Here is a 13,948-nt window from a genome sequence, read left to right as displayed (position 1 = left end):
CTGTTAGTGGGCACCTAGGTGGGCCAGGAGGTCTTGACGGGTCAGGACGCCCTTGGGCTTGCCGTCGACCAGGACCAGGGCGGCGTCGGACTTTTCCAGCAGGCCGACAGCCTCGCTGACCGGCTGGCCACCACCGATCATCGGCAGCGGGTCGCCCATGTGCCGCTCGATGGTGTCGTGCAGGTGGGCCTGACCGGTGAACAGCGCGTCGAGCAGGTCCCGCTCGGCGATCGAGCCGGCGACCTCACCGGTCACCACCGGCGGCTCCGCCTTGAGCACCGGCAGTTGGGAGACGCCGTACTCGCGCATGTAGTCGATCGCGTCGCGGACCGTCTCGGTCGGGTGCACGTGCACCAGCTCGGGCAGCCCGCCCGGCTTGCTGGCCAGCGCGTCGGCCACCGTCGGCTCGGTGCCGGAGTTGTCGAGGAAGCCGTACCGGGCCATCCACGAGTCGTTGAAGATCTTCGACAGGTAACCCCGCCCGCCGTCGGGCAGCAGCACCACCACCACGTCGTCCGGGCCGGCCTTGCGCGCCACCTCCAGGGCGGCGACCACCGCCATCCCGCAGGAGCCGCCGACCAGCAGCCCCTCCTCGCGGGCCAGCCGCCGGGTCATCTCGAAGGACGCCTTGTCGGACACCTCGACGATCTCGTCGGCCACACCCCGGTCGTACGTCTCCGGCCAGAAGTCCTCGCCGACGCCCTCCACCAGGTACGGCCGGCCGGTGCCGCCGGAGTAGACCGAACCCTCCGGGTCGGCCCCGATGACCCGCACCCGACCCTTGGACGCCTCCTTGAGGTACCGGCCGATGCCGGAGATCGTGCCGCCGGTGCCGACGCCCGTGACGAAGTGGGTCAGACCGCCCTCGGTCTGCTTCCACAGCTCCGGACCGGTGGTCTCGTAGTGCGACCGCGGGTTGGCCGGGTTGCTGTACTGGTCAGGCTTCCAGGCGCCGGGGATCTCCCGGGTGAGCCGGTCGGAGACGTTGTAGTACGAGCGCGGGTCCTCCGGAGCGACCGCGGTCGGGCAGACCACCACCTCGGCGCCGTACGCCCGGAGCACGTCCTGCTTGTCCTGGCTGACCTTGTCGGGGCAGACGAAGACACACTTGTAGCCCTTGAGCTGGGCCACCAGGGCCAGCCCGACACCGGTGTTGCCGCTGGTCGGCTCGACGATCGTGCCGCCCGGCTGGAGCAGGCCCGCCGCTTCGGCGTCCTCCACCATGCGCAGGGCGATCCGGTCCTTCACCGAGCCACCCGGATTCAGGTACTCGACCTTGGCGAGCACGGTGGCCTGGATGCCCTCGGTGACGTTACGCAGACGTACTAGCGGGGTGTTGCCGATCATGTCGACGACGTTGTCGTAGTACTGCACGGTGTGCCCTTCGTTGCGGCGCCGGCGACGGCGGCCGGGCAGACGTTTCCTCGCCGCCCAGCGTACGTGCCGTCAGGGCACCAGGCCCCCGGGGATGACCGAGCTGCGCCGCGCCTCCCACTCCAGGAAGCGGTCGGTCTCGGCGAGCACGCTACCGGCCAGCCAGGTGATCATGACGGCGTCGTCGGCCAGCCCGAAGATCGCCAGCGGGATCTCCGGGAGCAGATCGATCGGCGAGACGATGTACGCCGTCGCGGCCGTCATCAGGGCCAGGCGGAGGCCGCCGTCGTACTCGCCCCTGGTGGTGGCCCGGATCATCCGGGGCAACGCCGCCAACCGGGTGCCCAGCGACGGGCCGCCGCGCGCCCCGGCCGCCAGTGCCCGGGCCAGTGCCGTGAACGCCGCGCTGCGCTTCAGTGTCTTCCCCATCGTCGCGCTCCTCTCCGCCGGATCAGCGTGGCGGGTCGGCGCAAGTCGGCCGGCCTCCCCCGTACTGGTACCCCGTCGCGTCGGTTTCCAGGCACCCGGGTGCCGTCACGACGACAGCGGCGTGTCGGGCCGGCGCGATAATGTCGCGGTATGGGGGTGGCTGGTTCTGTCGTACCCGTTGGTCCGCGCTGGCGACACGCCCGGCGGGTCGTCCGCCTGGCGGCGATCGGGACGGTCGCCACCGCGGTGGCGACCGGCGGGGTGCTGCTCGGCCAGGCGCGGCAGGCCCGACGCACCATCCCGATGGCCGAGGCGCCGCCGCCGCGCTGCGACGGGGTGTACGGCGCGAAGTTCCCCGGCCCCGCGCTCACCATGGTCGTGCTCGGTGACTCGTCGGCGGCCGGCTACGGGGTGCACCGCCGCCGGGAGACGCCCGGCGCGCTGCTCGCCACCGGTCTGTCGCGCCGACTGCACCGCCCGGTGCGCCTGCACCGCTTCGCGGTGGTCGGCGCCATCTCGGCGGCGCTGCGACACCAGGTGGATGCGGCGTTGGAGCACCGCCCGGACATCGCGGTGATCCTCATCGGCGGCAACGACATCACCAATCGCACGCCGCGCGGGCTGGCCGTGCGTTACCTGGTCGAGGCGGTCCACTCGCTCCGCGACGCCGGTTGCGAGGTGGTCGTCGGCACCTGCCCCGACCTGGGCGCGATCCGCCCGATCCAGCCGCCGCTGCGCTGGTTGGCGCACCGCTGGAGCCGACAGCTCGCCGCCGCCCAGACGGTGGCGGTGGTCGAGGCGGGCGGCTGGACGGTGTCCCTCGGTGACCTGCTCGGCCCGCGGTTCGCCGCCGAGCCGGCCCGGATGTTCGCCTGGGACCGGTTCCATCCCTCCGCCGAGGGGTACGCGATGGCTGCCGCCGCCCTCCTGCCGACGATGCTCTCGGCGCTCGGCGCGGGGCAGGAACGACGGGCTACACAGGCGCGGGGCGAGGGCGTACGGTCGCTGCCGGAGGCCGCGCAGGAGGCGGCCCGGCACGCCGGCACCGAGGTCAGCGGCACCCAGGTCCGGGGCCGCGACCGAGGTCCGGCCGGCCGGTGGGCGCAGCTGCGTCGCCGGGCGTTCTTCGGTGTCGGCGCGGTGCCGCAGCGCGGGTCCGCCCCGGACACCTCGACAGTGGAGGGACTGGCATGAACGAGCGCAGCGGGCGGGACGTGACCGCCGGCCTTCCCGGCCGACTAGGCCGGGCGGCGGCACTCTCGCTGCTCGCCGGCACGGTGGGCGGCGCCGCCGTCCTGGCCGGTGAGGCGTTCGTAGCCCGGCACCGGCGGTACGCCCAGCCGGAGCTGGGGCTGGCGCTGCGCGCCACGATCGGCCGGGCCGGTGCTGCGCCGCTGCGGCTGGTGCTGCTCGGCGACTCGTCGGCGCTCGGCGTGGGCGTCGACCGCCTGGAGGACACCATCGGCGGCCAGTTGGCCCATCTGCTCGCCGAGGGCCCGGCCGGCCGGCGGGTGCACCTGTCCAGCGTCGGTGTCTCCGGGTCCCGTTCGACGGATCTGGCCACCCAGGTGGCCCGGGCCCTGCTCGGTGAGCGGCCCGACGTGGCGTTGATCCTGATCGGCGCGAACGACGCCACCGGGCTGCGCCGGCCGGCCGACGCGGCCGCGTATCTGGGGGCGGCGGTGCACCGGCTGCGCGAGGCGCGGGTCGAGGTGGTGGTGGGCACGTGCCCCGATCTCGGCGCGGTGCGCGCCATCGCTCCCCCGCTGCGTCAGGTGGTCGGCTGGGCCGGCCGGCGGATGGCACGCGCGCAGACCACTGCCGTGCTGGACGCCGGTGGCACCGTGGTCGACCTGGCCACCGAGACCGGGCCGGTGTTCCGGGCCGACGCGGGGACGCTCTGCCACGACGGTTTCCACCCCTCCGCCGACGGTTACCGGGTGTGGGCGCACGCCCTGCTGCCGGCCGTCGCGGCCGCGGCGGCGATGACCTCGCGGCGTTAGATCGGGGTGACATTTCCCGCCGCCCCCGCTTCTTCCGCGCCATGTTACCGGCGGGTTAACGTTGGTCCATGCCGATTGAGTCGTCCCGCGACGCCGTCATCGTCGCCACCGCCCGCTCCCCCATCGGCCGGGCGCACAAGGGGTCCCTGCGCGACGTCCGCTCCGACGACCTCGCCGCGACCATCGTCCAGGCCGCGTTGGACAAGATCCCCCAGCTCGATCCGACCACCGTCGACGACCTCTACCTCGGGTGCGGCCTGCCCGGCGGCGAACAGGGCTTCAACATGGCCCGGGTGGTGTCCACCCTGCTCGGGCTCGACACCGTGCCGGGTGCCACGCTGACCCGCTACTGCGCCTCCTCGTTGCAGACCACCCGGATGGCCATGCACGCGATCCGGGCCGGGGAGGGCGACGTGTTCGTCTCCGCCGGCGTCGAGATGGTCTCCCGGTACGCCCGGGGCAGTTCCGACGGTCTGCCGCCGGAGGCGCAGGCGCTGGTCGGCGGCGGCTGGGAGAACCCGCGCTTCGCGGCGGCCGGCGAACGCTCGAAGCGCCGCGCGCAGGGCGGCGCCGAGGTGTGGACCGACCCGCGTGACGCCGGTGACCTGCCGGACATCTACCTGACCATGGGGCAGACCGCGGAGAACCTGGCCCAGGTGTACGACGTCACCCGCGCCGACATGGACGAGTTCGGCGTCCGCAGCCAGAACCTCGCCGAGAAGGCCATCGCCGACGGCTTCTGGGCGCGGGAGATCACCCCGGTCACGACGCCGGACGGCACCGTGGTCAGCACCGACGACGGCCCCCGCGCCGGTGTCACCCTCGACGCGGTCGCCGGCCTGAAGCCGGTGTTCCGCCCGGACGGCCGGATCACCGCCGGCAACTGCTGCCCGCTCAACGACGGTGCCGCCGCCGTGGTCGTGATGAGCGCCCAGCGGGCCGAGGAGCTGGGGTTGACCCCGCTGGCCCGGATCGTCTCCACCGGCGTGACCGCGTTGTCGCCGGAGATCATGGGCCTCGGACCGGTCGAGGCGTCCCGGCAGGCGCTGCGCCGGGCCGGCATGACCATCGACGACGTTGACCTCGTCGAGATCAACGAGGCGTTCGCCGCGCAGGTCATCCCCTCCTACCGCGAGCTGGGCATCCCGGAGGAGAAGCTGAACGTGATGGGGGGCGCGATCGCGGTCGGCCACCCGTTCGGCATGACCGGTGCCCGCATCACCGGCACCCTGCTCAACGCCCTGGAGTGGCACGACAAGACCATCGGTCTGGAGACCATGTGCGTCGGCGGCGGCCAGGGCATGGCGATGGTGCTGGAGCGGCTGAACTGAACTGACGCTCGCGGAAGTGGGCGTCAGAGCGCGCTGCGGGTCGCCGTCACCTCGGCGGCGGCCCGCGCCAGCACCTCGGCGTCCGTGCCGGCGGCAAACAGATCCGCCGTCACCACCCGCAACTGGTCGGGCAGCGCCACGTCGTTGTCCAGCCGGGGTACCGTCCGACGAGGTTCGCCCTCGGCGTCGGCGGCCAGATTTGCGATCTCCTGCACCAACCGGTGGACCAGGTCGGCGCGGGGCACATTGCCGGTGGCCGCGGCCGCCGCCCAGCGCGGCTGCTCCCAGTGCCCGACCTGGCGGACCAGCAGCTGCACGGCCTGATCCAATTCCGCTGCGCTCATCGTCGCGAGTCTACGGCCGGCCGGGCCGGTCAGCGACGCAGGTAGCTGAGCAGCCGCAGCAGCTGCCAGTACAGAAACACCAGCCCGGTGAGCAGGCCGAACGCGCTCAGCCACGCGTACCGGCGGGGTCGGCCGTCGCGCACCGAACGTTCGACGAGGTCGAAGTCGAGGATGAAGCTGAACGCCCCGGCGATGATCGCCACCACCGAGAAGGCGTACGGCAGCCAGCCGACCTCCCCGCTGGCGCTGTAGACCTCCAGCCCCGGCCGCCCGGAGATCAGGTACGACACCAGGTTGACCACGCTGAGCACGGCGATGCCGAGCAGGGTTCCGATCACCAGGCGGGCCAGTCGGGGCGTCGCCCGGATCACCCGGGCACGGTAGAGGGCCGCCATGCCGAGGAAGACACCGAACGTGCCGGCCACCGCCTGCACCACGATGCCCGGATACACCTGCTCGAAGGCACGGCTGGCCACCCCCAGCAGCAGCCCCTGGAGCAGGGCGTAGCCGACGATGGGCACCGGGTTGGTGATCCCGCGCAGGGAGATGACCAGCACCAGCGCGATCGAGGCGAGGGCGCTGCCGGCCAGTGCGGCGCCCAGCCACACCGCGTCGGGGATCACCGCCCAGGACACCGCCGCAGCCGCACCGGTGACGAGCAGCAGCCCGACGGTACGGACCACCACGTCGTCGACGGTCATCGGCTCGACGTCACGGGTGCCGAGCACCCGGGACTCCAGGCGCCCGGTCTCGTCCAGCCGGTTGAGCACCGGGTTGTTGCTGCGCACCGCCGCCTCCTCCGCCCGCGTACCCCTGCGGTCACTCTCCCCCGGGCGGCCCGGCGGTGGCGGCGAAACGGCGCGGACGACCGCGCCCGCCCCCACGAGAGCGGGGACGGGCGCCGTTCGGCAGAGCGGACGAGGTCAGTCGTCGCCCTGGAAGTAGCTCAGCAGGCGCAGGATCTCGATGTAGAGCCAGACCAGGCTGACCAGGATGCCGAACGCGGCCACCCAGGAGTAGCGCTGCGGGAGGCCCATCCGGACGCCGTCCTCGATCTCCTTGAAGCTGAGCACGAAGCTCAGCGAGGCGACCACGATGCAGACCAGGCTGAAGCCGATGGCCAGCGGGCTGCCGTCACGCAGGCCCGTGTTGACGCCGAACAGCGCCAGCACCAGGTTGATCAGCATGACGGCGAACAGGCCGACCATCGCCGCGATCATGCCCTTGACGAATGCCGGGGTGGCCCGGATGACCTTCGCCCGGTAGAGCATCGCCATCAGGAAGAAGATGCCGAAGCTGGCCACGGCGGCCTGGAGCACGATGCCGTCGTACGCCGACTCGAACGCCTTGCTGACCATGCCGACGAAGACGCCCTCGACGACCGCGTACGCGATGACGAGCGCGGGGTTGGCCATCCGGGAGAACGAGATGATCAGGCCGAGGACCAGGCCGACGACTGCCGCGCCGATCCAGGCGGCACCGACCAGCGCGTCGGGTACGAGCACCCAGGCGGCCGCGGCGGTGATGCCGAGGATGCCGAGCAGGGCGACCGTCTTGACGACCACGTCGTCGACGGTCATCGGCGCCACGGTGGGCGGCGCGGCCGGGTAGCCGGCCTGGGACGGGTACTGCTGGGGAATGCCGGGCTGTCCGTACGGCCCGGTCGGTGCGTACCCGGCGGAGCGCTCCCGCTCGGCCGCCTGGCCGAGCCGGGCGAGCACCGGGTTCGAGGTCTTCACTGTCTGGCCTCCCTCAGGGGGTCGTTTGCACGTGAACGTGCCCTCCAAGAGTAAACGGCGCAGCCAAGCCCTGGTGATCGCGAATGGAATGCGGCGGGCGAGCCGACAGGTGCCCGGGGCGGGGGTCGAACCCGCACGCCTTGCGGCAGCCGCTTTTAAGGCGGCCGTGTCTGCCTTTCCACCACCCGGGCGGGTGGCACCGACGCGCCGACACGCACGGTGCAATGTCACCGTAGCCGGTCCGTGGCGACCCGGCGTACCCCGGCGGGCTGGCCACATTAGGGTCGATGCCGTGACCAGCGCAGCCCCCACGGCCCCCGACGCCGCCCCTGAGCAGGCATTCCGCCTCGCCGATCAGGTCGACCGCCGGCCCCGGGCCGCCCGGTTGCTGGCCGTGGCCCGTCGGCACCAGGTCGACCTGCTGATCGCGGTGGCCTGTGTCACGCTGGCCGGCTGGCTCACCCACGGGCTGTGGCCCGACCCGACCGGCCGCACCCTCGCGCTCAACCCGGAGGACCAGGCCCTCTACGAGTGGTTCCTGGCCGTCGACGCGCGAGCGCTGCTCGGTGACTTCAGCCTGCTCACCGACCGGCTCAACGCCCCGGACGGGGTCAACCTGATGGCCAACACCACGGTCATCGCGCTCGGCGTCGTCTGCGCGCCGGTCACCCTGCTGCTCGGCGCGCCGGTCACCTTCGCGCTGCTCGCCGCCGCCAACCTGGCCGGCACCGCGGTCGCCTGGTATCTGCTGTTCCACCGGACGCTGCGCGCCCGCCGGCTCGCCGCCGCGCTCGGCGGCGGGCTGTGCGGTTTCGGCCCCGCAATGGTGTCGCAGACCAACAGCCATCTGCACATGACCGCCCAGTGGCTGGTGCCGGTGATCGTCTGGCTGGTGGTCCGGCTGCTGCGGGCGTCCGACCCCGGGACGAGGACGCTCGCCGGACCGGACCGGCGACGGATCCTCAGCTCCGCCGCCGGACTGGCCGCCGCGGTCACCGTGCAGGTCTTCGTCGGCGAGGAGGTGCTCTTCCTCGCCACCCTCACACTGCTCGTGATGGCGGTCAGCTACGCGGTGACGGACCGGGAGCTGGCGCGGCGCGCGCTGCCCACCTTCGCCGCCGGCCTGGCGGTCGCCGCCGGCCTGGCGCTGCTCGTGCTCGGGTACCCGCTGTGGTTCCAGTTCGACGGGCCGCAGGGCGTCGCCGACGGCATGTTCAGCCCCGCCTACTTCTCCGCCGACCTGAGCAGTTGGTGGACGATCTCCCCGCTGTCGGTGCTCGGTCGCGCCGAATCCGCGCACCTCACCACCGGGCCGGCGGAATACAACACCTTCCTCGGTTGGCCGCTGCTCCTGGCCGCCGTGGCCTGCGCGGTCTGGGCCGGACGACGGCGACTGGTGCTGGCCTGCGTGGTCGCGGGACTGGTCATGGGTGCCCTCTCGCTCGGCCCGGAGGTGGTGCTCGGCGGCACCCGCACCGCCCTGCCCGGCCCGTACGCCCTGCTCGCCGGGCTGCCCGTGGTGGACGGCGCGCTGCCCATGCGGTTCGGCCTGGCGCTCCTGCCGATCGTCGCGACACTGCTGGTGCTGGCCGTCGACCGGGCGCTGCGCGGCACCGGGCGGGCGCGACGGTTCGTGCCGCTGGCCGTGATCGCGGCGCTGCTGCCGATCTTCCCGACGCCGTTGCCGACCGCCGAGCGGCCCGCCGTGCCGGAGTTCATCACCGGTGGGCACTGGCGGCAGTGCGTACGACCCGGCGGTGTGCTGGTTCCGGTGCCGCTGCCCACACCCAAGGAGCCGTGGCCGATGCGCTGGGCGGCCGCCGCCGACGCCGACTTCGGGCTGCCCGAGGGGTTCTTCATCGGCCCGTACGGGCGGGGCGGCACCGCCGCGATGGGCACCTTCAAGCAGCCCACCTCGGCTCTGCTGGCGGACGTCGCCCGGCGCGGTGACCAGCCGGCCATCGGCGACGAGCAGCGCCGGCAGGCCGCCAGGGACGCCGACTTCTGGGGCGCGACGTGTGTGGCGCTGGCCGACGACGCCCCGCACGTGGAGAGCCTGAAGGCCACCCTGGAGCAGCTCTACGGGCCGTCCACCCGGATCACCGACGCCTGGATCTGGCGGGTCTGACCCCGAAAACGCCGCCGATCTTGCCCATTCCGCACCGGCAAGCCCCCGCGACAGGGGCGTTACGGCGACCGAAAGTGCAAGATCGGCGGGGTGGAGCGGCGGTCAGGCGCGGGGGGCACCGACCGGCTGGGACGCCTCGATGAACTCCTCGCGCGGGTCGTGCAGCTGGCCCAGGGAGACCACCTCACGCTTGAGGAAGAACGCCAGCGACCAGTCGACCACCACCCGGACCTTACGGTTGAACGACGGGATCCGGCTCATGTGGTACGTCCGGTGCATGAACCACGCCGGCCAGCCGGTCATCTTGATCCCGTAAACCTGGGCGACGCCCTTGTGCAGGCCGAGGCTCGCCACGCTGCCGGCGTGCTTGTGCTTGTAGTTGACCGGCTCGCGGCCCCGGATCACGTTCGCGATGTTGTCGGCCATCCGCGCGGCCTGGCGCACCGCGTGCTGGGCGCTCGGCGAGCAGAAGTTGCCCGGCTCTTTGGTCAGGTCGGGCACCGCGGCACAGTCACCGGCGCTCCACGCGCCCTCGATGACCTGGTCGCCGTCGACCACCTGGAGGGTGGGGATGCAGGTGACCCGCCGGCGCTCGTCGCGCGGGAAGTCCGTGGCGTCCAGCATCGGCGACGGCTTCACGCCGGCCGTCCAGACGATCGTGTCGGAGCGGAAGCTGTCACCGTCGGACAGCTTGATCACGCCGTCGACGCAGGACTCCAGCCGGGTGTCCAGACGGATGTCCATGTTCCGCTTGAGCAGCTGCTGCACCGTGTAGGCGCCCATGTCCCGGTCCACCTCGGGCAGCACCCGCTGGGTGGCCTCGACGAGCACCCAGCGCATGTCCTCCGGCTTCAACTCCGGGTAGTAGCGCAGTGCGTCGCGGGCCATGTCCTCCATCTCGGCGAGCGCCTCGATGCCGGCGTAACCACCGCCGACGAAGGTGAAGGTCAGCGCCGAGCGGCGAACGTCCTCGTCCGGGGTGACGGCGGCGACGTCCAGCCGGTCCAGGACGTGGTTGCGGAGGTAGATCGCCTCGCCGATGGTCTTGAACCCGATGCCCTGCTCGTGCAGGCCGGGGATCGGCAGCGTCCGGGACACCGAACCAGGTGCCACGATCACGTGGTCGTACGCGATCTCCCGGGCCGGACCGATGATCGGCTGCACGGTGGCCACCTTGCGGTCGTGCTCGATGCGGGTGACCGTGCCGGCCACCACCTTGCACCGGCGCAACTCCCGACGCAGCGGCACCACGGAATGCCGCGGGGAGATGTTGCCCGCCGCTGCCTCGGGCAGGAACGGCTGGTAGGTCATGTGCGGCTGGGGGTCCACCACGATGACCTCAGCCTCACGGGAGCTGAGCTTCTTCGACAGGCGCAGGGCGGCGTACAGGCCGACGTGCCCGGCACCCACCACAAGGATCCGCTTCGGATTCACGTCATCTATCTTTCCCCGGCCTGCTCAGGTAATCCCGCCCGCGCCCCCCATCTGTGACGGAGCACAACCTCTGTGACCTGCGTAACCCTGCTGTCCCAGCGGGCTACCTGCGTCGCAGCAGCCAGCCCAGCAACGCGGCCGTACCCACCGCCACCAGCAGTCCGAGCACGGTGACCCACTGGTGGCCGGTCTCGCCACCCAGGCCCGCGACCTGCAACAGCAGCACCGCGAGCACCGCGGAACCCAGCACCACCGCACCCGCCCGCAGCAGCCACCGGGTGATCAGCTCCGGGTCCACCACGGCGTCGTACGGCAGCAACGCGGCCAGCGCGCACAGGGTGTGCCCCAGGTAGAGCAGCGTGGCGAGGGCGAGCAGCCGCCACAGCGCCACCGGCCGGCCGTATCCGTCGGTGGCGAGCACCCAACCACCGACCATGACGACAGCCGCGAAGGTCGGCCAGATCCGGCGTGGTCCCACCGTGGGCAGCAGCGCCACCACCGTCAGGAAGAGCAGTGGTCGACCGGTCAGCACCTCGGCGGGGAACGCCAGCGCGAACCCGGCCAGCACTGTGACGAAGATCCCGCCCCGGACCAATAGCGGTGCGAGGCTGATCCGGCCGACAGCGACCTGCGCGGCCCGGACCCGCTCGACGACGGCGTTCACCGGCCACCCACCCTCGGGGCCGTGGCGAGCCGGGCCACATCCCGCAACACCTGGTCCAGGCTGCCGGCGCCGGCCCAGCGCACCACCGGCACCCCGTGCTCCCGCAACTGCCCGATCATGGTCTCCCGGTCCAACCGCCACAGCCGGTACGCCACCTCCGCCCAGCCCCGATCCCGCGGCGGGGTCAGGTCGGTCGGCAGCGTGTCGACCGCCACCACGAACCGCCCGGCACGAGCCAGCCGGGCCAACATCTGCGCCGACCGCTCGTCCAGCAGCGGCGTGAGCACCACCACCAGCGCGTCCGAGGAGAGCAGCTGCGGGCCGAAAACCTGGTCGTACGGCTCGTGCGGAGAGGAGTCGGCGCGGACGTCGAGCAGCCACTCCAACACCGTCAGGTACTGCCGACGACCGGCAGCCGGGCGCAACCGTCGCGCCCCCGGCCCGTACTCCAGCAGCGACACCCGGTCGCCGCGGTGCAGGTAGTGCTCGGCGATCGCCGCGGTGGCCCGCACGGTGGTGTCCAGCACCGAGGCAGCACCACCCACGCCACCCGAACGGCCGGCCTCGGCGAGCACGTCGAGCAGCACCACCACCTCGGCGTCCCGGTCGGAGAGGGTGGCCGCCACGTGCAGCTGCCGGGCGCGCAGCGACACCCGCCAGTCGATGCGGCGCAGCCGGTCACCGGGAGCGAAGATCCGTACGCCGGCCAGCTCGCCACCCTCGCCGGGCCGCCGGGAGTGGTGCGCCCCGACCAGGCCGGCGGCTCGGGGCATCGCCTCCACCGCCTCGAACGGCTCGGTACGCGGGTAGACCCGCACCCCGACCGGCTCGGTGATCACCGCGCGGGAGACCAGCAGGCCGCCCGCCGTGGCGACCCGGGCTCCGGCCGGGCCGACGGGATGCCGACCCCAGCGCAGGGCCCGGCCGGCGAGTTCCAGATCCACGGCTGCGCCGGTGGGCACCGAGGTCACGAACGGCCGATCGGCCACGGACCGGCCGGTGCCGCCGCCGGAGGGTGCCGCGGCATCGGCCGCCGGCGCGTCGTCGGAGGCTTCCGCACTGGCGAAGCCGGCCCGGTCGATGCGCAGCCACGGCGACACCCGGGACCGCACCACCACCAGGTCGTAGTCGACCGTGTCCGGGTTACCGACGCTCACCGCCGCCGTGACGTCGCCGCCCTCGACCAGCGGCCCCTCGTCACCGGAGCTGATCCAGACCTGCGGCAGCGCGGTGGGCCGGCGGCGCAGCGCGTACGCGGTGCCCAGCGCGAACGGCGCGGCCAGCACGATCAGGTCGGCCCGGCCCAGCAGGACCCCCGCCACCAGCAGCAGGCCGGCGAGCAGCACGGCCCGACCGAGCGCCCGGGTGGGCGCCCAGCCGGCGGCCGGCTCCGGCTCGGCAGCGTGCGGCACGGTCGATCCGGTCATCAGCGCCGGGGCCCGCCGGCGGCGTAGCTCGGCAACGCACCGCTGGCCGGCGCGGGCGTGGCATCCAGCACCTCGCCGACCACGAACGCCGGGTCGACGCGGCGCAGCCACATCTCCGGACGCAGCGTGATCCGGTGGGCGAGCGCGGGTGCCGCCACCTCCTTGACGTCCTCCGGCACGACGTAGTCCCGGCCGCCGAACACCGCGCGCACGCGGGCCAGCAGCAGCAGCGCCAACGAGCCACGGGGTGACGCGCCGACCAGCACCGACGGGTGTTCCCGGGTGGCCGCCGTGAGGGACACGATGTAGCGGCCGATGGAATCCTCCACGACCACGTCCTCCAGGGCGGCCTGCATCGCCCGCAGGGTGGCCGCGTCGACCACCGGCTTGATGTCCGCCTCCTCGCGGCGGCGGCCCATCCGGCGGCGCAGCACCTCCCACTCCTCCTCGTGCTCCGGATAACCGAAGGAGACCCGGAGCAGGAAGCGGTCCAGCTGCGCCTCGGGCAGCGGGTAGGTGCCCTCGTACTCGATGGGGTTGGCGGTCGCCAGCACGTGGAACGGCTCGTCCAGCTTGTAGGTGACGCCCTCCACCGAGACCTGCTTCTCCTGCATGGCCTCCAGCAGCGCGGACTGCGTCTTCGGCGGCGTCCGGTTGATCTCGTCGGCGAGGAGCAGGTTGGTGAACACCGGGCCGGCCCGGAAGGTGAAGTCACCGTTGCGCTGGTCGTACAGGAACGAGCCGGTGACGTCGGCGGGCAGCAGGTCGGGGGTGAACTGGAGGCGGCGGAAGTCCAGCCCGAGCGCCTGGGCGAAAGAGCGTGCGGTGAGCGTCTTGCCCAGCCCTGGCAGGTCCTCCAGGAGTACGTGCCCGCCCGCCAGAATGCCGGCGAGGACCAGCTCCAACGCGTCCCGCTTGCCGACCACGACGGTGCCGACCGCGTCCAGGACCGCCCGCGCCAGGTGGCCGACCTCGGCGGGGGGAATGCTCCGGTCCACGTCGTTCATCAGATCTTCTCCAGTTCGAGGAGCCCAGGTGCGCCAGCACGGTCTCGCTGTCGATGGATGCGATGCCC

General features: G+C 72.8%; 13 protein-coding genes and 1 tRNA gene. 4 read left to right on the top strand and 10 right to left on the bottom strand.

The window, feature by feature from the left end:
• Positions 1–3 precede the first annotated feature (3 nt).
• On the bottom strand, positions 4–1,374 hold the full coding sequence (locus tag F8271_RS24560) for a cystathionine beta-synthase (RefSeq protein ID WP_151492193.1): 1,371 nt from the start codon (positions 1,372–1,374) through the stop codon (positions 4–6).
• A 72-nt stretch (positions 1,375–1,446) separates the two neighbouring features.
• Entirely contained in the window at positions 1,447–1,803 is a 357-nt protein-coding gene (locus F8271_RS24555) for a YkvA family protein (protein ID WP_139584153.1), read from the bottom strand.
• 150 nt (positions 1,804–1,953) lie between these two features.
• Between F8271_RS24555 and F8271_RS24550 the strand changes: the two genes are divergently transcribed.
• The 3 genes from F8271_RS24550 to F8271_RS24540 all read left to right on the top strand — a co-directional run bounded on the left by F8271_RS24550 (position 1,954) and on the right by F8271_RS24540 (position 5,137).
• The gene (locus F8271_RS24550) at positions 1,954–2,997 is read left to right on the top strand and encodes an SGNH/GDSL hydrolase family protein (protein WP_151492192.1); all 1,044 of its coding nucleotides are present in this window, start codon (positions 1,954–1,956) and stop codon (positions 2,995–2,997) included.
• Complete coding sequence (locus F8271_RS24545; protein WP_151492191.1) at positions 2,994–3,806, top strand: SGNH/GDSL hydrolase family protein; 813 nt, start codon at positions 2,994–2,996, stop codon at positions 3,804–3,806. Before F8271_RS24550 ends, F8271_RS24545 begins: the two co-directional genes overlap by 4 nt.
• Before the next feature lie 68 nt (positions 3,807–3,874).
• Positions 3,875–5,137: an acetyl-CoA C-acetyltransferase gene (locus F8271_RS24540; protein WP_151492190.1), complete on the top strand. Its 1,263-nt coding sequence runs from the start codon at positions 3,875–3,877 to the stop codon at positions 5,135–5,137.
• A 23-nt stretch (positions 5,138–5,160) separates the two neighbouring features.
• Here the strand turns inward: F8271_RS24540 and F8271_RS24535 are convergent, their stop codons facing one another.
• From F8271_RS24535 to F8271_RS24520, 4 genes are all read right to left on the bottom strand, one after another.
• Entirely contained in the window at positions 5,161–5,481 is a 321-nt protein-coding gene (locus tag F8271_RS24535; protein ID WP_151492189.1) for a hypothetical protein, read from the bottom strand.
• 29 nt (positions 5,482–5,510) lie between these two features.
• The gene (locus F8271_RS24530; RefSeq protein WP_151492188.1) at positions 5,511–6,269 is read right to left on the bottom strand and encodes a Bax inhibitor-1/YccA family protein; all 759 of its coding nucleotides are present in this window, start codon (positions 6,267–6,269) and stop codon (positions 5,511–5,513) included.
• Positions 6,270–6,404: 135 nt separating this feature from the next.
• Complete coding sequence (locus F8271_RS24525) at positions 6,405–7,220, bottom strand: Bax inhibitor-1/YccA family protein (RefSeq protein WP_151492187.1); 816 nt, start codon at positions 7,218–7,220, stop codon at positions 6,405–6,407.
• 110 nt (positions 7,221–7,330) lie between these two features.
• A tRNA-Leu gene (locus F8271_RS24520) sits at positions 7,331–7,411 on the bottom strand.
• Between the two features lie 101 nt (positions 7,412–7,512).
• Here F8271_RS24520 and F8271_RS24515 point away from each other — a divergent pair.
• The gene (locus tag F8271_RS24515; RefSeq protein ID WP_192580439.1) at positions 7,513–9,348 is read left to right on the top strand and encodes a hypothetical protein; all 1,836 of its coding nucleotides are present in this window, start codon (positions 7,513–7,515) and stop codon (positions 9,346–9,348) included.
• 102 nt (positions 9,349–9,450) lie between these two features.
• Here F8271_RS24515 and F8271_RS24510 read toward each other — a convergent pair whose 3' ends face one another.
• The 4 genes from F8271_RS24510 to F8271_RS24495 all read right to left on the bottom strand — a co-directional run bounded on the left by F8271_RS24510 (position 9,451) and on the right by F8271_RS24495 (position 13,880).
• Positions 9,451–10,782: an NAD(P)/FAD-dependent oxidoreductase gene (locus F8271_RS24510; protein ID WP_151492186.1), complete on the bottom strand. Its 1,332-nt coding sequence runs from the start codon at positions 10,780–10,782 to the stop codon at positions 9,451–9,453.
• A gap of 103 nt (positions 10,783–10,885) precedes the next feature.
• Entirely contained in the window at positions 10,886–11,446 is a 561-nt protein-coding gene (locus tag F8271_RS24505) for a hypothetical protein (RefSeq protein WP_151492185.1), read from the bottom strand.
• Positions 11,443–12,873, bottom strand: coding sequence for a DUF58 domain-containing protein (locus tag F8271_RS24500; RefSeq protein ID WP_151492184.1), 1,431 nt, complete (start codon positions 12,871–12,873; stop codon positions 11,443–11,445). The genes F8271_RS24505 and F8271_RS24500 overlap by 4 nt, the downstream gene beginning before the upstream one ends.
• Entirely contained in the window at positions 12,873–13,880 is a 1,008-nt protein-coding gene (locus F8271_RS24495) for a MoxR family ATPase (RefSeq protein ID WP_151492183.1), read from the bottom strand. Before F8271_RS24495 ends, F8271_RS24500 begins: the two co-directional genes overlap by 1 nt.
• Positions 13,881–13,948 lie beyond the last annotated feature (68 nt).

Origin of the sequence: Micromonospora sp. ALFpr18c (genome assembly GCF_008868155.1) — a bacterium.
Taxonomy (GTDB): Bacteria; Actinomycetota; Actinomycetes; order Mycobacteriales; family Micromonosporaceae; genus Micromonospora.
Note: the sequence above shows the minus strand (reverse complement) of the source record. Positions and strands in the feature narration are given on the sequence as shown.

What these genes read in the sequence shown, in the direction of transcription:
- F8271_RS24555 (WP_139584153.1), bottom strand. Translation starts at nt 1,803, where the DNA reads ATGGGGAAGACACTGAAGCGCAGCGCGGCGTTCACGGCACTGGCCCGG.
- F8271_RS24550 (WP_151492192.1), top strand. Translation starts at nt 1,954, where the DNA reads ATGGGGGTGGCTGGTTCTGTCGTACCCGTTGGTCCGCGCTGGCGACAC.
- F8271_RS24545 (WP_151492191.1), top strand. Translation starts at nt 2,994, where the DNA reads ATGAACGAGCGCAGCGGGCGGGACGTGACCGCCGGCCTTCCCGGCCGA.
- F8271_RS24540 (WP_151492190.1), top strand. Translation starts at nt 3,875, where the DNA reads ATGCCGATTGAGTCGTCCCGCGACGCCGTCATCGTCGCCACCGCCCGC.
- F8271_RS24535 (WP_151492189.1), bottom strand. Translation starts at nt 5,481, where the DNA reads ATGAGCGCAGCGGAATTGGATCAGGCCGTGCAGCTGCTGGTCCGCCAG.
- F8271_RS24500 (WP_151492184.1), bottom strand. Translation starts at nt 12,873, where the DNA reads ATGACCGGATCGACCGTGCCGCACGCTGCCGAGCCGGAGCCGGCCGCC.
- F8271_RS24495 (WP_151492183.1), bottom strand. Translation starts at nt 13,880, where the DNA reads ATGAACGACGTGGACCGGAGCATTCCCCCCGCCGAGGTCGGCCACCTG.